This window comes from Citrobacter telavivensis (genome assembly GCF_041807075.1).
Lineage (GTDB): Bacteria > Pseudomonadota > Gammaproteobacteria > Enterobacterales > Enterobacteriaceae > Citrobacter_A > Citrobacter_A telavivensis.
In genome coordinates this window covers 1,626,294-1,646,561 of the sequence record NZ_JBGUBF010000001.1, presented here as the reverse complement: position 1 = coordinate 1,646,561, position 20,268 = coordinate 1,626,294, and the positions used below count along the sequence as shown (strand labels likewise).

18 protein-coding genes and 1 other annotated feature are annotated in these 20,268 nt (G+C 55.3%); of the genes, 10 read left to right on the top strand and 8 right to left on the bottom strand.

From position 1 onward, the window contains the following. Positions 1-18: 18 nt before the first annotated feature. From trpA to ACERJC_RS07770, 5 genes are read right to left on the bottom strand one after another with little or no spacing between them, the layout of a single operon-like run. Complete coding sequence (trpA, locus tag ACERJC_RS07790; RefSeq protein ID WP_152404358.1) at positions 19-825, bottom strand: tryptophan synthase subunit alpha; 807 nt, start codon at positions 823-825, stop codon at positions 19-21. Next, entirely contained in the window at positions 825-2,018 is a 1,194-nt protein-coding gene (gene trpB / locus ACERJC_RS07785; RefSeq protein WP_046481030.1) for a tryptophan synthase subunit beta, read from the bottom strand. Before trpB ends, trpA begins: the two co-directional genes overlap by 1 nt. Before the next feature lie 10 nt (positions 2,019-2,028). Next, on the bottom strand, positions 2,029-3,387 hold the full coding sequence (gene trpCF / locus ACERJC_RS07780) for a bifunctional indole-3-glycerol-phosphate synthase TrpC/phosphoribosylanthranilate isomerase TrpF (RefSeq protein ID WP_373671689.1): 1,359 nt from the start codon (positions 3,385-3,387) through the stop codon (positions 2,029-2,031). 3 nt (positions 3,388-3,390) lie between these two features. Beyond that, positions 3,391-4,986 (bottom strand): bifunctional anthranilate synthase glutamate amidotransferase component TrpG/anthranilate phosphoribosyltransferase TrpD, encoded by a 1,596-nt coding sequence (gene trpD / locus ACERJC_RS07775; RefSeq protein WP_042318656.1) that lies wholly within the window; start codon positions 4,984-4,986, stop codon positions 3,391-3,393. Beyond that, complete coding sequence (locus tag ACERJC_RS07770; protein WP_373671406.1) at positions 4,986-6,548, bottom strand: anthranilate synthase component I; 1,563 nt, start codon at positions 6,546-6,548, stop codon at positions 4,986-4,988. Before ACERJC_RS07770 ends, trpD begins: the two co-directional genes overlap by 1 nt. A gap of 23 nt (positions 6,549-6,571) precedes the next feature. Then, positions 6,572-6,666, bottom strand: a sequence feature (Trp leader region). A gap of 158 nt (positions 6,667-6,824) precedes the next feature. On the opposite strand from ACERJC_RS07770, the gene rnm reads away from it, so the two are divergent. From rnm to rluB, 3 genes are all read left to right on the top strand, one after another. Continuing rightward, a complete protein-coding gene (rnm, locus tag ACERJC_RS07765) occupies positions 6,825-7,706 on the top strand; it encodes an RNase RNM (protein WP_152404364.1) in 882 nt (293 codons plus the stop codon). Next, positions 7,703-8,323 carry an L-threonylcarbamoyladenylate synthase gene (locus ACERJC_RS07760; protein WP_043000530.1) on the top strand — a complete coding sequence of 207 codons (621 nt, stop codon included), beginning with the start codon at positions 7,703-7,705 and terminating at the stop codon, positions 8,321-8,323. Before rnm ends, ACERJC_RS07760 begins: the two co-directional genes overlap by 4 nt. A 100-nt stretch (positions 8,324-8,423) precedes the next feature. Further along, on the top strand, positions 8,424-9,299 hold the full coding sequence (gene rluB / locus ACERJC_RS07755; RefSeq protein WP_043000531.1) for a 23S rRNA pseudouridine(2605) synthase RluB: 876 nt from the start codon (positions 8,424-8,426) through the stop codon (positions 9,297-9,299). A gap of 84 nt (positions 9,300-9,383) precedes the next feature. Here the strand turns inward: rluB and cobO are convergent, their stop codons facing one another. Together cobO and ACERJC_RS07745 are read right to left on the bottom strand one after the other, a co-directional pair. Then, complete coding sequence (cobO, locus tag ACERJC_RS07750; RefSeq protein WP_042318665.1) at positions 9,384-9,974, bottom strand: cob(I)yrinic acid a,c-diamide adenosyltransferase; 591 nt, start codon at positions 9,972-9,974, stop codon at positions 9,384-9,386. Further along, positions 9,971-10,732, bottom strand: coding sequence for a YciK family oxidoreductase (locus tag ACERJC_RS07745; RefSeq protein WP_373671405.1), 762 nt, complete (start codon positions 10,730-10,732; stop codon positions 9,971-9,973). The genes cobO and ACERJC_RS07745 overlap by 4 nt, the downstream gene beginning before the upstream one ends. Before the next feature lie 214 nt (positions 10,733-10,946). On the opposite strand from ACERJC_RS07745, the gene sohB reads away from it, so the two are divergent. Beyond that, entirely contained in the window at positions 10,947-11,993 is a 1,047-nt protein-coding gene (gene sohB / locus ACERJC_RS07740) for a protease SohB (protein ID WP_373671404.1), read from the top strand. Between the two features lie 49 nt (positions 11,994-12,042). Here the strand turns inward: sohB and ACERJC_RS07735 are convergent, their stop codons facing one another. Beyond that, positions 12,043-12,294, bottom strand: a complete 252-nt coding sequence (locus ACERJC_RS07735; protein ID WP_042318668.1) for a YciN family protein — start codon at positions 12,292-12,294, stop codon at positions 12,043-12,045. A gap of 395 nt (positions 12,295-12,689) precedes the next feature. Between ACERJC_RS07735 and topA the strand changes: the two genes are divergently transcribed. The 6 genes from topA (at position 12,690) to acnA (ending at position 20,229) form a co-directional block, all read left to right on the top strand. After that, positions 12,690-15,287 (top strand): type I DNA topoisomerase, encoded by a 2,598-nt coding sequence (topA, locus tag ACERJC_RS07730; RefSeq protein WP_373671403.1) that lies wholly within the window; start codon positions 12,690-12,692, stop codon positions 15,285-15,287. A gap of 216 nt (positions 15,288-15,503) precedes the next feature. Next, positions 15,504-16,478 carry an HTH-type transcriptional regulator CysB gene (cysB, locus tag ACERJC_RS07725; protein WP_152404376.1) on the top strand — a complete coding sequence of 325 codons (975 nt, stop codon included), beginning with the start codon at positions 15,504-15,506 and terminating at the stop codon, positions 16,476-16,478. 299 nt (positions 16,479-16,777) lie between these two features. Further along, positions 16,778-16,939, top strand: a complete 162-nt coding sequence (locus tag ACERJC_RS07720) for a YmiA family putative membrane protein (protein WP_090050391.1) — start codon at positions 16,778-16,780, stop codon at positions 16,937-16,939. Then, entirely contained in the window at positions 16,864-17,121 is a 258-nt protein-coding gene (locus ACERJC_RS25555; RefSeq protein ID WP_507161364.1) for a YciX family protein, read from the top strand. Before ACERJC_RS07720 ends, ACERJC_RS25555 begins: the two co-directional genes overlap by 76 nt. Positions 17,122-17,250: 129 nt before the next feature. Then, complete coding sequence (gene ymiC / locus ACERJC_RS07715; protein WP_373671402.1) at positions 17,251-17,346, top strand: small membrane protein YmiC; 96 nt, start codon at positions 17,251-17,253, stop codon at positions 17,344-17,346. A gap of 207 nt (positions 17,347-17,553) precedes the next feature. Continuing rightward, positions 17,554-20,229, top strand: coding sequence for an aconitate hydratase AcnA (gene acnA, locus ACERJC_RS07710; protein ID WP_373671401.1), 2,676 nt, complete (start codon positions 17,554-17,556; stop codon positions 20,227-20,229). Positions 20,230-20,268: the final 39 nt, after the last annotated feature.

Below are 20,268 nucleotides of genomic sequence, written 5' to 3'. Positions count from 1 at the left end.
TCTGGCGGTCCTGGGAAATTACCGGCGAGTGGCGGCTTTTAACCCGCTGACGAATGTCTTCAGCTCTGCGAGCATCTGCTCAGGTTGTTCAACGTTCTTCTCAATGATTTTGACGATCGCAGAACCGGAGATCGCGCCAGCGGCACCCGCGTCAATGGCGGCGGAAACCTGATCCGGTGCCGAAATGCCAAACCCCTGCAAAGACGGTGCTGCATTGTACTCTTTCAGCTTCTCTACCAGATGATGTAGCGGCAACGCGGCGCGGTTTTCAGCGCCAGTCACGCCTGCCCGCGATAGCAGATAGGTATAACCCCGTCCATGCGAGGCAATCTGGCGCAGCAGGTCATCATCGGCATTTGGCGGACAGATGAAGATCGGCGCAACGTTGTGGCGCAGCGCGGCCTGGCGGAATGGCGCAGACTCTTCAATGGGGACGTCGGCGACCAGCACGGAGTCGACGCCGACCTTTTCACACTGTGCGTAAAACGCGTCAATGCCCTTGCTGAACACTAGGTTCGCATACATCAGCAGGCCAATTGGAATGGTTGGGTGTTTTTCACGGATGGCTGCCAGCATCTCAAAACAGCGGGTCGGCGTAACGCCAGCAGCAAATGCACGCAGCGTGGCGCTCTGAATGGTCGGGCCATCGGCGAGCGGATCGGAGAAGGGGATCCCTAACTCCAGCGCATCCGCACCCGCCTCAATCAGGGCATCGATAATTTTCAGTGACTGCTCAACGCCCGGGTCGCCGAGGGTCACGAAGGGAACAAAGGCTCCTTCCTTGCGATCGTTGAGTTGAGCAAACAGGCTTTCATAGCGTTCCATCAGATTTCCCCTCGCGCTTTCAGAATATCGTGTACCGTGAAAATGTCTTTGTCACCGCGTCCGGAAAGGTTAACCACCAGCAGTTGCTCTTTTTCCGGGTTCTCGCGCATCATTTTCAGCGCGTGGGCCAGGGCGTGCGACGACTCAAGCGCCGGAATGATGCCTTCGTGCAGGCAGAGTGTTTTAAACGCTTCCAGCGCTTCGTCATCGGTGATCGACACGTAGTCGGCGCGACCGATGCTGTTCAGATACGCATGCTGTGGCCCAACGGACGGGAAGTCGAGACCCGCGGAGATGGAGTAGGATTCCTCAATCTGGCCCTCATCGGTCTGCATCATCGGCGCTTTCATGCCAAAATAGATCCCAACGCGACCGTGCTTCAACGGCGCACCGTGTTCACCGGTTTCAATTCCGTGACCGCCCGGCTCCACGCCGATCAATCCCACGTCGGGTTCATTGATGAAATCGGCAAACATCCCGATGGCGTTGGAACCGCCGCCCACGCAGGCGATCACCGCATCCGGCAGGCGACCCTCTTTTTCGAGGATCTGCGCTTTGGTTTCTTCGCCAATCATGCGCTGGAATTCACGTACGATGGTCGGGAACGGGTGCGGACCCGCAGCGGTACCCAGCATGTAGTGCGCGGTTTCGTAACTGCCAGACCAGTCGCGTAGCGCTTCGTTACAGGCATCTTTCAACGTGGCCGAACCGCTATGGACCGGAATCACTTCGGCACCCATCAGGCGCATACGGAAGACGTTCGGCGACTGGCGCTCAACGTCTTTTGCTCCCATGTAGATACGGCATTTCAGACCGAGCAGGGCGCTGGCGAGGGCAGAGGCGACGCCGTGCTGTCCCGCACCGGTTTCGGCAATAATCTCTGTTTTGCCCATGCGTTTTGCCAGTAACGCCTGACCTAACACCTGGTTAGTTTTATGTGCGCCGCCGTGCAGCAGATCTTCGCGCTTCAGGTACAGCGTGGTGCGGGTTCCGGCCGTGATGTTCTGACATTTGGTCAGCGCGGTGGGACGTCCCGCGTAGTTCTTCAGCAGGTCAGTAAACTGGGCCTGAAACTCGGGATCTTTTTGCGCACTGACGAACGCGTCTTCCAGTTGACGCAGAGCAGGCATCAGAATCTGCGGCACATACATGCCACCGAATTCACCAAAATAGGGATTGAGTAATGTTGTCATGTCCTTTTCCTTAATATGCGCGCAGTGTCTGAAATACCGAGGCCAGAAGGCGTGCATCTTTGATGCCCGGCTGTGACTCTACGCCAGAATTAAAATCGAGACCGGCACAGCCGGTTTTTGCCGCATCGACGCAGTTATCCGCGCCAAGACCGCCTGCCAGTAACACATTGTCCAGCGACTGTCCCTGCAGTAACGACCAGTCGAAACGCTGACCGCTGCCGCCCTGGCCGTTATCCAGCACGTACTTGTCAACGTGCTGATAATCGCGGGCCGGGAGGGTGTTACCGACGCTCAGCGCTTTCCAGATCTGTACGTTTTCAGGCAGCGCGGCGCGCAGGGCGTCAACGTACGCCTGATCTTCGCGGCCATGCAGTTGTACGGCTTTCAGCGAAAGCTGCACCGCTTTTTCGCAGACGTCGGCAATATCATGGTTGCGGAACACGCCGACGTATTGCAGCGGGGCGGCGGACTGCACCGCGCGGGCCTGCTCATCGCTGACAAAGCGTGGAGAAGAAGGGACAAAGATCAGTCCGCCATAAATCGCGCCAGATTCGCAGGCGGCTTTGGCATCTTCCGGACGCGTCAGGCCACAGACCTTATTTTCGCCAAGCAGAACGCGACGCACGGCGGCGTTGAGATCGTCAGAGGACATCAGCGCGGAACCAATCAGGAAACCATTGGCAAAGTGGCTCAGCTCGCGGATCTGGGCGTAGGTATTGATCCCCGACTCGCTAATCACCGTCACACCCTGACCCAGTTTCGGTGCCAGTTGACGGGTACGATTCAAATCAATCGACAGGTCGCGCAGGTCGCGGTTGTTAATCCCGACCACTTTCGCGCCCAGCGCAATGGCGCGCTCCAGTTCGGCCTCATTACTGACTTCCGTCAGCACGCCCATGTTCAGGCTGTGCGCTACGGTAGAAAGCTGGCGATACTGCTCGTCGTCGAGAACGGAAAGCATCAGCAGGCAGGCGTCAGCCTGATAGTAGCGCGCAAGGTAGATCTGGTAAGGGTCGATAATAAAGTCCTTACACAGAATCGGCTGCGGCGCGATGCTGCTCACGATCGGCAGGAAATCAATACTGCCCTGAAAATACTTCTCGTCGGTCAGAACGGAAATGGCGGAGGCGTAATGTTTGTATATTCCGGCAATCCGCGCCGGGTCGAAATCATCGCGGATCACGCCTTTGGATGGAGAGGCTTTCTTGCACTCCAGAATAAAAGCCGTACGCGCGCCCTGTAAGGCATCATAAAAATGACGCGTGCTGGGCTGGACATCGTTCTGAAAACGGGTTAACGGTTGTTGCTGTTTGCGGGCTTCCACCCAAATCGCCTTGTCTGCGACGATTTTCGCTAAAACGGTTTGCATCATTTATCCTCTTGCCGCCAGAGCGGTGACTCGGTCATAAGCGGAACCACTGTGCAATACCTCGAGAACGGTTTGCGCATTAGCCTTGAGATCTTCTTCACCATGCAGTCGCATCAACATTGCGACGTTTGCGGCAACGGCAGCCTCGTGGGCGGCGTCACCTTTACCTTGTAGTAAGCGTGTCAGAATGTCACGGTTTTCTTCCGGCGTACCGCCTGCCAGCTGTTCCTGATGGTAAGGGGTCAGGCCGAAGTCGTCCGCCGTCAACTGATAGCTTTTGATCTCGCCGTCATGCAGCTCCGCCACAATGGTCGGCGCATGCAGGGAGACTTCATCCATTCCGCCGCTGTGCACGACCGCAGCACGCTGGTAACCCAGCACCCGCAGGGTTTCGGCAATCGGCAGAACCAGTTCCGGGCTGTAGACGCCAATCAGCGCCAGCGGCGGGTGCGCCGGGTTAATCAATGGCCCCAGCACGTTGAACAGCGTACGGGTTTTCAACTGCTGACGTACCGGCATCGCGTGGCGGAAACCAGTGTGGTATTTCGGTGCAAACAGGAAGCAGACGCCCAAGTCGTCCAGCGCCTGACGCGATCTGTCGGCATTCATATCGAGATTGATGCCGAAGGCGGCCAGCAGGTCTGACGAACCGGATTTACTGGAGACGCTGCGGTTGCCGTGTTTAGCGACCTTCAGGCCGCACGCCGCAGCAACAAACGCGCTGGCGGTTGAGATATTAATGCTGTTACTCCCGTCACCGCCGGTACCGACAATATCGGCGAACAGATAGTCAGGGCGCGGGAACGGTGCGGCGTTTTCCAGTAAGGCGGTTGCCGCACCAGCAATTTCATTCGGATGTTCACCGCGAATTTTCATGCTGACCAGGGCGGCAGCCAACTGTTCCGGCTTCAGTTCGCCGCGCACGACGGCGGAGAACAGCTGATGACTCTCCTGCTGACTCAGGGTTTGCGCCTGATACAGTTTTTCGAGGATCGGCTGCAGCGTATTGGTCGGCTCCAGCTTCTGCTGCGCCCAGGCCAGCGTCTGCTCGAGCAGGCGTGCGCCCTGAGTGGTCAGAATGGACTCCGGATGGAACTGTAAACCGCAAACGCGATCGGCGTCGTGACGTACCGCCATCACCATGCCGTTAAAATGGGCGTTAATGGTCAGGCCTGCGGGAACGTTGCTGCCGATGAGTGAATGATAGCGTGCAACCGGCAGCGGATTTGTCAGACCGGCAAACATCGCCTGTCCATCGTGTTCAATGCTGGACGCCTTACCGTGCAGGATCTCGCCGGCCTGGCCGACGTAGCCGCCATAGGCTTCGACAATCGCCTGATGTCCCAGGCAGATGCCGATAATCGGCAGCTTACCGCGCAGGCGCGTCAGCAGTTCCGGCATACAGCCCGCTTCACTGGGCACGCCAGGGCCGGGAGAAAGGACCAGAACCGGGTTCTTCATGGTTGCCAGACGCTCAATCAGGGTCTGGGCCGGAATATGGTTACGGTAAATCACCACGTTGTGACCGTTGGTACGCAGCTGATCTGCCAGGTTATAGGTAAATGAGTCGATGTTATCGAGCAGCAGAATATCAGCCATCAGAAAGTCTCCTGTGCGTGGTGCGCGGTGGCAATGGCACGCAGGACCGCGCGCGCTTTATTACGGGTTTCGTCGGCTTCGGACTGGGGAACAGAATCGAGCACAATACCTGCGCCGGCCTGGACGGTGGCGATACCGTCTTCCACCAGGGCTGAACGAATAACAATGCAGGTATCCAGATCGCCGTGCGCGGTGAAGTAACCGACTGCACCGCCGTAGCTACCGCGTCGGCGACCTTCGGCTTCAGCAATCAGCTGCATCGCCCGCACTTTCGGTGCGCCACTGAGCGTGCCCATATTCATGCAGGCGCGGTAGGCGTGCAGTACATCGAGATCGCTGCGCAGTTCGCCGACCACGCGGGAAACCAGGTGCATGACGTAGGAATAACGGTCAACCTTGGTCAGGTCAGCCACATAGCGGCTGCCCGGCGTACAGATGCGGGCGAGATCGTTACGCGCCAGGTCAACCAGCATCAGGTGTTCGGAAAGTTCTTTATGATCGGTGCGCATCTCCAGCTCAATGCGGCTGTCGAGGTCGCGATCCAGCGAACCGTCGGCGCGACGACCGCGAGGACGCGTGCCGGCAATCGGGTAGATTTCAATCTGACGGCTGGTGGCATCGTATTTCAGCGAGCTTTCCGGCGACGCGCCAAACAGGGTGAAATCATTGTCCTGCATAAAGAACATGTACGGGCTGGGATTGCTTTTCTTCAGCACATAATAGGCCGCCAGCGGCGACGGGCAGGGCAGAGAAAAGCGGCGTGACGGGACGACCTGGAAAATTTCCCCGGCACGAATCGCTTTTTGCATTGAGCGTACCACTGCGCCAAATTCTTCATCGCTCTGATTGCATTCGCAGCGCATCTGCGGCACAGGAATGACCGGCAGCGGCGGTGCTGGTTCTGTCAGTTGCTGGCTAAGACGGGCCAGTCGCGCGGTGAGGCGCTGTTTCTCGGCGCTGTTATCGCTGAACAGACTGGCCTGAATACGGGTGCTTTGTTTCTGGTGGTCGATAACCATCAGCGTTTCCGCCAGATAGAAACAGTAGTCCGGGCAGCGGTTGCCTGCCTCAAGCTGCGGTAAATCTTCAAAACCGGCAACCAGATCGTAAGCAAACAGGCCGCCGAAGAACATCGCTTCGCGCTCCTGCGCCGGGACGTTGACCAGCTCCTGCAGCAGGCGGAAGGCGTCAAATACAGAGAGTGCGCACAGACGCGCGTCCTCGTCTAATAACGGGCTGACCGCCGGGAAACGCAGCACGCGTCCCGACTCCTGATGTTCATTCTCAACACCGGCAGGCAATGCCGCATCCAGCAGCGTCAGCAGCGCTGCACCGTTGTCGGTTAAGGCCTGAATGGTGACAGTGTCACCGACGGCGGTAATGCGCAACGCGCTATCCACCAGCAACAGGCTTTTGAGATCGTCTTTGCTGTCGATATCTGCCGATTCCAGCAGCAGCGTTGCCGGACGATCGCCGCAAACCTGATGGAACAACTCCGTCGGGTTTTTACGATAGGCGGCATCGCAGGTAATGAGTTCGAGTGTCGGTTTTGATGTCTGCATTGTTGTTCTCATTAATTTTGTTCAAAAAAAAGCCCGCTCTGTTGGCGGGCCGGGTATCTGGTGGCGATCTACACGCGAAATACACTGCCCGAAATCAGGAAGTGCGCCACCCACCGTGCAGAACAAATGTTGCTTTCATTTCGATACCCTTTTGCTTGTGAACTTTCGTACTAGTTAACTAGTTCGATGGGTTATTGTCAACACCTGATTTCAGTAAATTTGCTGGAACCGTTATGATGCGCAGGAAAGATTATTTTTGAGAGACGGGAGTTCGCCTTGAGCGACACGAATTATGCAGTGATTTATGACCTGCACAGTCACACAACGGCATCCGATGGACGACTGACGCCAGAAGCGTTAGTTCACCGCGCCGTCGAGATGCGCGTTGGCACGCTGGCGATTACCGACCATGACACCACAGCCGCTATTCCCGCGGCAAGCGAAGAAATTTCACGTTCTGGCCTGGCGCTGAACCTGATCCCCGGCGTTGAGATCTCAACGGTCTGGGAGAATCACGAAATTCATATTGTGGGTCTGAACATCGACATTGAAAATCCGGCGATGTGCGCGTTTCTGGCGCAACAGACGGAACGACGGCAACAGCGTGCGCGACTCATCGCCGACCGACTGGAAAAAGCGCATATCACTGGCGCGTGGGAAGGCGCATTGCGCCTGGCCGACGGCGGTGCGGTTACCCGCGGTCATTTTGCCCGTTACCTGGTGGAGTGCGGCAAAGCGACCACCATGGCGGATGTCTTTAAAAAGTATCTCGCGCGCGGGAAAACAGGATACGTTCCGCCACAGTGGTGTACAATAGAACAAGCTATTGATGTCATTCATCATTCTGGCGGTAAGGCCGTACTGGCTCATCCAGGTCGGTACGATCTTAGCGCTAAGTGGCTGAAAAGGCTGGTGGCGTATTTTGCGCAACATCACGGTGATGCGATGGAAGTTGCGCAGTGCCAACAGTCCCCCAATGAGCGCACGCAACTGGCCACGCTTGCCCGCCAGCATCAGCTATGGGCATCGCAAGGATCTGATTTTCATCAGCCTTGTCCGTGGATCGAGTTGGGCCGCAAGCTCTGGCTGCCGGCAGGCGTTGAAGGCGTCTGGCAGACGTGGGAACAGCCGCAGAACACCACAGTGAGGGAAGTATGAGCCAGTTTTTTTATATTCATCCTGATAACCCACAGCAGCGCCTGATCAACCAGGCGGTTGAGATTGTGCGTAAGGGCGGGGTGATTGTGTATCCAACCGATTCCGGTTACGCGCTCGGTTGTAAAATTGAAGACAAAGGCGCGATGGAGCGGATTTGCCGCATTCGCCAGTTACCGGATGGGCACAACTTCACCCTGATGTGTCGCGACTTGTCCGAACTGTCGACCTATTCGTTTGTCGACAACGTGGCTTTTCGCCTGATCAAGAACAATACGCCAGGCAATTACACTTTCATTCTGAAAGGGACGAAAGAGGTGCCGCGTCGGTTGTTGCAGGAAAAACGTAAGACCATCGGTCTGCGCGTGCCGTCGAACCCGATCGCGCTTGAACTGTTGCAGACGCTGGGCGAGCCAATGCTCTCCACCTCGCTGATGTTGCCGGGCAGTGATTTTACCGAATCCGATCCGGAAGAAATTAAAGACCGACTGGAAAAACAGGTGGACCTGATTATTCACGGCGGCTATCTGGGCCAACAGCCGACGACGGTGATCGATTTAACGGATGATTCCCCGGTTGTCTTGCGCGAAGGTGTCGGAGACGTTAAACCTTTCTTATAAGGGCGCAACTCTGTATACTACGCGGCCTTAAAATGGCGCTGAGAAGCGCCGTTGATTCTCCTGTTCGACGCCTGTGAAGGCGACAGCTAAAGGAAGCTCTATGAGCGAAAAGTTACAGAAAGTGCTGGCGCGTGCTGGCCACGGCTCCCGCCGTGAAATTGAATCCATCATTGCAGCAGGTCGCGTCAGTGTAGACGGCAAAATCGCCACGCTTGGCGATCGCGTTGAAGTGACGCCCGGTCTGAAAATTCGTATCGACGGTCACCTGATTTCGGTGAAAGAGTCGGCGGAACAAATTTGTCGCGTTCTGGCCTATTACAAGCCGGAAGGCGAACTGTGTACGCGTAACGATCCGGAAGGTCGTCCTACCGTCTTCGATCGCTTACCGAAACTGCGCGGCGCGCGCTGGATTGCGGTAGGGCGTCTGGACGTCAATACCTGCGGTCTGCTGTTGTTCACCACCGATGGTGAACTGGCGAACCGTTTGATGCACCCGAGCCGTGAAGTTGAACGTGAATACGCGGTGCGCGTCTTTGGCCAGGTCGACGACGCTAAACTGCGCGATCTGAGCCGTGGCGTTCAACTGGAAGATGGCCCGGCGGCGTTTAAAACCATCAAGTTCAGCGGTGGCGAAGGGATCAACCAGTGGTACAACGTCACCCTGACCGAAGGGCGCAACCGTGAAGTGCGTCGCCTGTGGGAAGCCGTTGGCGTGCAGGTAAGCCGCCTGATCCGCGTGCGCTATGGTGATATTCCGCTGCCGAAAGGCCTGCCGCGCGGCGGCTGGACGGAACTGGATCTCGCGCAGACCAACTATCTGCGCGAACTGGTAGAACTGGAGCCGGAAACCACCTCGAAAGTGGCGGTGGAGAAAGATCGTCGTCGCATGAAGGCGAATCAGATTCGTCGTGCGGTGAAGCGTCACAGCCAGGTGAGCGGCGGTCGCCGTGCTGGCGGTCGGAATAACAACGGTTAACGCTTTTGTAGGCCTGATAAGCGTAGCGCCATCAGGCAATTGCGCGGTGCCGGATGGCACCGCAAGCGCATTATCCGCCCCGGATCAGTAGTCGATACCCATCTGGGCTTTGACCCCTGCCTCAAAAGCATGTTTGACCGGACGCAGTTCACTGACGGTATCGGCCAGCTCGAGAATATCCCGATGGCAGCCACGACCGGTGATAATCACCGTCTGGTGAGACGGTCGCGCATTCAACGCGCTAATCACCTCTTCAAGCGGCAGATAGTCATACGCCACCATGTAGGTCAACTCGTCCAGCACCACCATGTCCAGTTGCGGGTCGGCAAGCATTCGCTTGCCGTGCTCCCATACTGCCAGACAGGCCGCCGTGTCGGCCTCGCGGTTCTGTGTTTCCCAGGTAAACCCGGTCGCCATCACCTGAAATTCGACGCCGTGCGGTTCCAGCAGGTTACGCTCGCCGTTGGGCCAGGTTCCCTTGATAAACTGCACGACACCGACCTTTTTACCGTGTCCCACCGCGCGGGTGGCCGTGCCGAAGGCGGCGGTGGTTTTCCCTTTCCCGTTGCCGGTGAAAACAATCACGATACCGCGCTCATCCTGAGCCTGGGCTACCCGGGCATCAACCCGGTCCTTCACGCGCTGCTGGCGCTGTTGATAACGTTCTTCACTCATTGGGCGATTCCTGGTTTGCGGCCCGGTTGGGCGTCGAAGGTCATGCCGGTCTTGCGGCGGCTGTCATCGCCCATTAGCCACAGATACAGCGGCATAATATCGGCGGGTGTTTTGAGCTTTTGCGGATCTTCCGTCGGAAAGGCGTTGGCGCGCATTCCGGTACGCGTGCCGCCCGGGTTGATGCAATTCACGCGCAGCGGGCGGTTTTGATACTCGTCCGCCAGCACCTGCATCATTCCTTCGGTGGCAAATTTAGAGGCCGCGTAGGCTCCCCAGTTGGCGCGGCCTTGTTGGCCTACGCTGGAGGAGGTGAAGACTAACGATCCGGAATCTGACTTAAGTAATAAAGGAAGCAATGCCTGGGTCAGCATAAACGTCGCGTTGACGTTGACCTGCATCACCTGTTGCCAGACCTGCGGGTCCTGCTCGATAATCGGGCAGACGTCGCCCAGTAATCCGGCATTGTGCAGGACGCCGTCCAGACGTGGATACTGTCCGGCGACGCGCTGCGCCAGTTGATGACAATCATCAGCGGTACAGGTTAACAGATCAAGCGTAAACCACGATGGCTGACGCCCTGTTTGCTGGGCAATCATTTCGGCGACGTGGCGCAATTTCTCATCATTACGGCCTAGCAAAATAACGCTGGCGCCGTAACGGGCGTAGGTCAGGGCCGCTTCCCGGCCAATGCCATCGCTGGCGCCGGTCACCAGAATGATGCGATCCTGCAAAAGGTCTTGTTTCGGTTGATAATGCATGGGGACTCCTCGGCGACATGCCTGGTCGCTCTGCTTCTCGTTGGTGTGTCGGGTTTATGCCTGAAACAGGACCCAATTTCAATCAGCCAACGGCGATAACGCCCTAAAATGAACACTTTGTCATACTTTTGTCCATCCGCATATCCCGCGAGACGACGCATTACGCCTGATGTACACTGAGCCGACGCTAAGTTGTTTAACCAAGGTGGAACGTGTGGAATTGTTGTCTGAATATGGGTTGTTTTTAGCAAAAATCGTCACCGTTGTACTGGCTATCGCGGCGATAGCCATCATTATCGTGAATGTTGCCCAACGTAAGCGCCAGCGTGGCGAACTGCGGGTTACCAACCTCAGCGAACAATATATAGAGATGAAGGATGAACTGGCGATGGCGTTGCTGGATAGCCATCAACAGAAACTCTGGCATAAAGCACAAAAGAAAAAGCACAAGCTGGAAGCGAAAGCCGCGAAAGTAAAAGCGAAGCAGGGCGACAGCGACACGTCGGATAAGCCGCGCGTCTGGGTGCTGGATTTCAAAGGCAGCATGGATGCCCACGAAGTCAGTTCGCTGCGTGAAGAGGTGACGGCCGTTCTGGCGGTGGTGAAACCGCAGGATCAGGTGGTAGTGCGTCTGGAAAGTCCCGGCGGCGTTGTCCACGGCTATGGTCTCGCCGCATCACAACTGCAACGCTTACGCGATAAGAACATCCCGCTGACCGTGACGGTGGACAAGGTCGCGGCGAGTGGCGGTTACATGATGGCCTGCGTGGCGGACAAAATTGTCTCGGCCCCCTTTGCGATTGTCGGCTCAATTGGCGTGGTCGCGCAGATCCCCAACTTCAACCGCTTCCTGAAAGGAAAGGATATCGATATCGAGTTACATACCGCCGGACAATACAAGCGGACCCTGACGCTGTTGGGTGAGAACACTGAAGAAGGGCGGCAGAAATTTCGTGAGGATTTGAACGAAACCCATCTCCTGTTTAAAGATTTTGTTCATCGTATGCGTCCGACTCTGGACATTGAGCAGGTCGCCACCGGTGAACACTGGTATGGACAGCAGGCGCTGGACAAAGGACTCATTGATGAGATAAATACCAGCGACGAGGTGATCCTGGGATTAATGGAAGGGCGAGAGGTGTTTAACGTTCGTTATCTGCAGCGTAAGAAACTGGTGGATCGCGTAACCGGCAGTGCCGCTGAAAGTGCCGACCGTCTGCTACTGCGCTGGTGGCAGCGCGGACAAAAACCGCTGATGTAAAAAGCCATATTAACGAAAAACGCGAGGCCTGAAGCCTCGCGTTTTTGCTTTAATCGATCAGGTGATACTTTTCAGAAAGCACATGCGCCAGATGTTTAAACATATTGAACACGGCAGTGCTCTTTGGCGTGGGTAAACCTTGCTCGTCTAAAAAGTAATCCCCACTGAAGACCAACACCCCATTTCGCTGGGTTACACCGGTGGCAACAATGCCGGCCAGCGTATCTTCATGCTCACGAATGATTTTGTTGGCTTCAATCAACAGCGTTTCGCGATCGATAGGTTGTGTCTCTTTGCGCATTTTTTACTCCTTAAACAAGGACATTAGTCTACGCCGACCGACTCTTTTGGGCAAATATTCCCTGAGCGTGATCAGGGGGTTGTCAACCTTTGCTGACTGGCAGGATTTGTTTTTGCATGCTAATAAAGTTGCGTAACGAATTTTATCAGGTACAGTGTGACGCTTTCGTCAACCAGGCAACAGATTTGCTTGACATTCGACCGAAATTCCGTCGTGCTATAGCGCCTCTGTGCGAAAAAACCTGTTAACTCAGTCACCTGGCTATTTAGTGTACAGAGTCAGTACAAAGGGTTGATATCCACAGACGCAGGGACCATATCCGTGGCTCGTCGTCTGTAGATGGTGTATCAATGTGCGACGCATTCCTGGAAGAATCAAATTAGGTAAAGGTGAATATGGGTAAAGCTCTTGTCATCGTTGAGTCCCCGGCAAAAGCCAAAACGATCAACAAGTATCTGGGTAATGACTACGTGGTTAAGTCCAGCGTTGGTCATATCCGTGATTTGCCGACCAGTGGCTCAGCAGCTAAAAAGAGCGCCGACTCTACCTCCACCAAAACGGCTAAAAAGCCCAAAAAGGATGAACGTGGCGCGCTCGTCAACCGTATGGGTGTTGATCCGTGGCACAACTGGGACGCGCACTATGAGGTGCTGCCCGGTAAAGAGAAGGTCGTCTCTGAACTGAAACAACTGGCTGAAAAAGCCGACCACATCTATCTCGCAACCGACCTTGACCGCGAAGGGGAAGCCATTGCATGGCACCTGCGGGAAGTGATCGGTGGTGATGAGTCGCGTTACAGTCGCGTGGTGTTTAACGAAATTACGAAGAATGCGATTCGTCAGGCATTTGAAAAGCCGGGCGAACTGAACATTGATCGAGTAAACGCTCAGCAGGCGCGTCGCTTTATGGACCGCGTGGTGGGGTATATGGTCTCGCCGCTGTTGTGGAAGAAGATTGCCCGCGGCCTGTCAGCTGGTCGCGTACAGTCCGTGGCGGTGCGTCTGGTCGTTGAGCGTGAGCGCGAAATTAAAGCGTTTGTTCCGGAAGAGTTCTGGGAAATTGACGCCAACACCACTACGCCTTCCGGCGACGCGCTGCCCTTGCAGGTGACCCATCAGAACGATAAGCCGTTCCGTCCGGTGAATCGCGAGCAGACGCTTGCGGCGGTGAACCTGCTGGAGAAAGCGCGCTACAGCGTTCTGGAACGTGAAGACAAGCCGACCAGCAGCAAGCCGGGCGCGCCGTTTATCACCTCCACCCTGCAACAGGCGGCCAGTACGCGTCTCGGTTTTGGTGTGAAAAAGACCATGATGATGGCGCAGCGTCTGTACGAAGCGGGCTACATCACTTATATGCGTACCGACTCGACCAACCTGAGTCAGGACGCCGTAAACATGGTGCGCGGTTATATCGGCGACAATTTTGGCAAGAAATATCTGCCAGAAAGTCCGAATCAGTACGCCAGCAAAGAAAACTCACAGGAAGCGCACGAAGCGATTCGTCCTTCTGATGTCTCCGTGCTGGCGGAAACGCTGAAGGATATGGAAGCCGATGCGCAGAAACTGTATCAACTGATCTGGCGTCAGTTTGTCGCCTGTCAGATGACGCCGGCGCAGTACGACTCCACCACGCTGACCGTTGGCGCGGGTGATTTCCGTCTGAAGGCGCGCGGTCGTATTCTTCGCTTCGACGGCTGGACGAAGGTGATGCCAGCGCTGCGTAAAGGTGACGAAGACCGGACGCTGCCGGCAGTCAATAAAGGCGATGCGCTGTCTCTGGTTGAACTGACCCCGGCTCAGCACTTCACCAAACCACCGGCGCGCTTCAGCGAAGCCTCACTGGTGAAAGAGCTGGAAAAACGCGGAATTGGCCGTCCGTCGACCTATGCGTCGATCATTTCGACCATCCAGGATCGTGGCTATGTGCGCGTGGAAAACCGTCGCTTCTATGCGGAAAAAATGGGTGAGATTGTCACCGACCGCCTGGAAGAGAATTTCCGCGAGCTGATGAACTACGATTTCACCGCGCAGATGGAAAACAGCCTCGACCAGGTCGCGAATCACGAAACCGAATGGAAAGGCGTGCTCGACAACTTCTTCAGTGATTTTACTCAGCAGCTGGACAAAGCTGAGAAGGATCCGGAAGAAGGGGGGATGCGTCCGAACCAGATGGTGTTGACCAGCATCGACTGCCCAACCTGCGGGCGCAAAATGGGGATTCGTACCGCCAGTACCGGCGTGTTCCTCGGTTGCTCCGGCTATGCGCTGTCACCGAAAGAGCGCTGCAAAACCACCATTAATCTGGTGCCGGAAAACGAAGTCCTGAACGTGCTGGAAGGTGATGACGCGGAAACCAATGCCCTGCGCGCCAAGCGTCGTTGTCAGAAGTGCGGCACGGCGATGGACAGCTACCTGATCGATCCGAAGCGTAAGCTGCACGTCTGTGGTAATAACCCGACCTGCGACGGCTACGAGATCGAAGAGGGCGAATTCCGCATCAAAGGGTATGACGGTCCGATCGTCGAGTGCGAAAAATGTGGTTCTGAGATGCACCTGAAGATGGGGCGTTTCGGTAAGTACATGGCCTGTACCAACGACGAGTGCAAAAACACCCGTAAAATCCTGCGTAACGGTGAGGTTGCGCCGCCGAAAGAAGATCCGGTTCCGCTGCCAGAGTTGCCGTGTGAAAAATCGGATGCGTATTTCGTGCTGCGTGATGGTGCCGCCGGGGTGTTCCTGGCCGCCAATACCTTCCCGAAATCCCGTGAAACGCGTGCGCCGCTGGTGGAAGAGTTGTTCCGCTTCCGTGACCGCCTGCCGGAAAAACTGCGTTATCTGGCCGATGCGCCTCAGCAGGATCCTGAAGGCAATAAAACGCTGGTGCGTTTTAGCCGTAAGACCAGGCAGCAGTATGTTGCTGCTGAAAAGGACGGGAAAGCGACCGGCTGGTCAGCCTTCTTTGTTGATGGCAAATGGGTTGAAGGCAAGAAGTAATCGCCCACGGTTCTGTCGTTGTGAAGAGGGTCGCGTAAGCGGCCCTTTTTTTGTTTTTATTGCGGGCTTATTATTTTTTAGTCATCCCTATACAGTCTGGCTATTAATGATATAGTGGTTATAGTTAATGGCTTTTTTATTATTAAATCGTATTAGCAGCGCCCCTCAGCCTGCTCTGAAACGATGACCTGATGGCGCTAATCTGGATGGTTTAACATGAAATTACAGCAGCTTCGCTACATCGTTGAGGTGGTTAACCACAACCTTAACGTCTCCTCCACCGCGGAAGGACTTTATACCTCGCAACCGGGTATCAGTAAGCAGGTCCGCATGCTGGAAGATGAACTTGGCATCCAGATTTTTGCCCGTAGCGGTAAGCATCTGACTCAGGTGACGCCAGCAGGCCAGGAGATAATCCGCATTGCGCGCGAAGTGCTCTCCAAAGTGGATGCGATAAAGTCGGTTGCCGGTGAGCACACCTGGCCGGATAAAGGCTCACTCTATATCGCGACGACACATACCCAGGCACGTTATGCGTTGCCGAACGTGATTAAAGGTTTTATAGAGCGCTATCCGCGCGTGTCGTTGCATATGCACCAGGGGTCGCCGACGCAGATTGCTGAGGCGGTTTCGAAAGGTAATGCCGATTTTGCCATCGCTACGGAAGCGCTGCATCTGTATGACGATCTGGTGATGCTGCCATGCTATCACTGGAATCGCTCGATTGTGGTGACGCCCGAACATCCCCTCGCCAATAAAGCCTCAGTGTCTATTGAAGAACTGGCGCAGTATCCGTTGGTGACGTACACCTTTGGCTTTACCGGTCGTTCCGAACTGGATACCGCCTTTAACCGCGCAGGGCTGACACCACGTATTGTTTTCACGGCGACTGATGCGGATGTGATCAAAACCTACGTGCGTTTAGGCTTAGGGGTAGGGGTGATCGCCAGCATGGCGGTTGATCCACTGTCGGACCCGGATCTGGTTCGCGTGGATGCGCACGATGTCTTCAGCCACAGCACGACCAAAATCGGTTTCCGTCGCAGCACGTTCCTGCGCAGTTACATGTATGATTTCATTCAACGTTTCGCACCGCATTTGACGCGTGACGTGGTGGATACCGCCGTGGCATTGCGCTCGAATGAAGAAATTGAAGAGATGTTTAAAGATATAAAATTGCCTGAAAAGTAATTGCCGCAGAAACAGTCGGTATCTTTTGTTCGCAGGGGATACCGAAAGTTTTAATTAAATCACAATTCTGTTTATTAAGGCTGACGTAATAATAATATCCATACGGGAGTTATGGATAATCAGTCGTAAAGTAGTGTCTTATTCCCCGCCTCGCAAATTTCCTATTCCAAATATTTATTTTCGATCAAAAGATTGATTTATTCACTGGAAACGATTCGTAAATTCACTGGATTTTTGACTAAAGTTTCATTAGGATTTGTCTCATCTGATGATTAATTGTACCGATTGTTGGTGCTTAAATGATAAGTGATGTCGATTGTATGAGGTTAGCAATGCCGTCTGAAAACCAGGAACCACGTCGGGACCCTGAGATGAAACGCAAAGCATGGCTTGCGGTTTTCCTGGGCTCAGCGCTGTTTTGGGTCGTGATTGCACTGTTGATCTGGAATGCCTGGGGGTAAACATGGTTGTTCACGACTCACAACAGACGTCTTTACCCACATGTCACTCTGGTGACACGGTGCGAGAAACGAAAAAAGGCGCGTGCGTGAAAACGGTTCCCGAAAACTGGAAGTTGACTCAACAACAGCAAGCATTTATTGCGTTATTCGACGAAGCCGAAGACGAACAACAGAAACAATAATCGTCCCCATTCTTATTACCGTTTTTTTGTACTGACAAATTATTGCGGTACGCTTTCACATATACACCACAGCAATAAATAGTTGAGAAAGTCTCAACACAATGTATTAAACAAAAACGGGTGTAGCCGATGCTTAGTGCAAATATGAAATACTGGTCCTGGATGGGCGCATTTTCCGTCTCGCTGCTCTTTTGGGCTGAACTGCTCTGGATGGTGATGAATTAATCTCAAACCTCGCTGCGGCGAGGTTTTCGTTTTCTCTCTTTCATACACTCGTTCGTCCTCGCGTCTGTACCCTCTGTCCCCATTGTTCGGTTTCTGCTCTTTTATCAATTCGGGTTGTTATCAAAACGTTACAGTGTGTTTGTGTTATCTTTAATATTCACCCTGAAGAGAATCAGGGCATCGCAACCCTGTCATTAAGGAGGAGCTATGTCGTCAACCCTACGAGAAGCCAGTAAGGACACACTGCAGGCCAAAGACAAAACCTACCACTACTACAGTCTGCCGCTGGCTGCGAAATCTCTGGGCGATATCACCCGTCTGCCCAAATCACTGAAAGTCTTACTGGAAAACCTGTTGCGTTGGCAGGACGGCGATTCCGTCACACAAGAGGATATCCAGGCGCTGGCAGGGTGGCTAAAGCGCGCCCATGCCGATCGCGAGATTGCCTACCGTCCTGCTCGCGTGTTGATGCAGGACTTTACCGGCGTTCCGGCGGTGGTGGATCTCGCCGCGATGCGCGAAGCGGTGAAACGCCTGGGCGGCGATACTGCGAAAGTGAACCCCCTGTCGCCGGTGGATCTGGTTATTGACCACTCCGTGACCGTTGACCATTTTGGCGATGACGATGCGTTCGAAGAGAACGTGCGCCTCGAAATGGAGCGTAACCACGAGCGCTATGTGTTCCTGAAATGGGGCCAGCAGGCCTTCAGTCGCTTTAGCGTCGTGCCGCCGGGAACCGGCATTTGCCACCAGGTTAACCTGGAATACCTCGGCAAAGCGGTCTGGAGCGAGCTGCAGGACGGTGAATGGCTGGCTTATCCGGATACGCTGGTCGGCACTGACTCACACACCACCATGATTAACGGTCTGGGCGTTCTGGGCTGGGGCGTGGGCGGTATAGAGGCTGAAGCGGCGATGCTGGGACAACCTGTTTCGATGCTGATCCCGGATGTGGTGGGCTTCAAACTGACCGGAAAACTGCGTGAGGGGATTACCGCAACGGATCTCGTGTTGACCGTCACTCAGATGCTGCGTAAGCACGGCGTGGTCGGAAAATTTGTCGAATTTTATGGCGACGGCCTGGACTCCTTACCGTTGGCTGACCGCGCCACCATCGCCAATATGTCGCCGGAGTATGGCGCGACCTGCGGCTTCTTCCCGATCGATGGCGTGACGTTAGACTACATGCGCTTGAGCGGGCGCAGTGAAGATCAAATCGAACTGGTTGAGAAATACGCGAAAGTGCAGGGCATGTGGCGTAACACCGGCGATGAACCGGTCTTCACCAGTACCCTGGCGCTGGATATGAATGATGTCGAGGCGAGCCTTGCCGGACCGAAACGTCCGCAGGATCGCGTCGCGCTGGGTGATGTGCCGAAAGCCTTTGCCGCCAGCAGTGAGCTGGAACTGAACACCGCGCAGAAAGATCGTCAACCCGTGGAGTACGTGCTGAACGGCCAGTCATACCAACTCCCTGACGGGGCTGTGGTGATTTCGGCGATAACGTCCTGCACCAACACCTCTAACCCGAGCGTGCTGATGGCGGCGGGTCTGTTGGCGAAAAACGCGGTGACGTTGGGACTGAAACGCCAGCCGTGGGTGAAAGCCTCGCTGGCACCGGGGTCGAAAGTGGTGTCGGATTATCTGGCCAAGGCGAAACTGACGCCGTATCTCGATGAACTGGGCTTTAACCTGGTGGGATATGGCTGCACGACCTGTATTGGTAACTCAGGGCCGCTGCCGGAACCTATCGAAACCGCGATTAAGAAGGGCGATCTGACCGTTGGCGCCGTGCTGTCAGGCAACCGTAACTTTGAAGGTCGTATCCACCCGCTGGTGAAAACCAACTGGCTGGCGTCTCCGCCGCTGGTGGTCGCCTATGCCCTCGCGGGCAACATGAACATCAACCTGGCGAAAGATCCGCTCGGTCATGACCGCAAAGGCGATCCGGTCTACCTGAAAGATATCTGGCCGTCGGCGCAGGAAATTGCCCGTGCGGTGGCGTTGGTCTCCTCAGAGATGTTCCACAAAGAATATGCGGAAGTGTTCGAAGGGACGCCAGAGTGGAAAGCGATCAACGTTGACCGCTCAGACACCTACGGCTGGCAAAACGATTCGACCTACATTCGCCTGTCGCCGTTTTTTGACGAGATGCAGGCGCAGCCCGCACCGGTGACCGACATTCACGGCGCGCGCATTCTGGCGATGCTGGGGGATTCGGTGACCACCGACCACATTTCCCCTGCCGGGAGCATTAAGGCCGACAGTCCTGCCGGGCGTTATCTGCAAAGCCGCGGCGTGGAGCGCAAAGACTTTAACTCCTATGGCTCACGACGTGGGAATCATGAGGTGATGATGCGCGGCACGTTCGCCAACATTCGCATCCGTAACGAAATGGTGCCGGGTGTGGAAGGGGGAATGACGCGGCATCTTCCCGGCACGGAGGTGCTGTCTATCTATGACGCGGCAATGCAGTATCAGCAGGAGAACATTCCGCTGGCGGTGATTGCCGGCAAAGAGTACGGTTCGGGTTCCAGTCGTGACTGGGCTGCTAAAGGGCCGCGACTGCTGGGCATTCGCGTGGTCATCGCGGAGTCGTTCGAACGAATCCACCGCTCTAACCTGATTGGGATGGGTATCCTGCCTCTGGAATTTCCGCAGGGTGTGACGCGAAAAACGCTGGGGCTGACCGGGGAAGAGGCAATCGACATTGCCGATCTGCAAAAACTGAAACCTGGCGCGACGGTGCCGGTGACGTTAACCCGGGCTGACGGGCACAAAGCGGTGGTGCAGTGCCGCTGTCGTATCGATACGGCGACCGAGTTAACCTACTACCAGAACGACGGTATCTTGCATTATGTGATTCGCAATATGCTGAAGTAAGCGATAAAAAAAAGCCTGCATGACACGATGCAGGCTTTT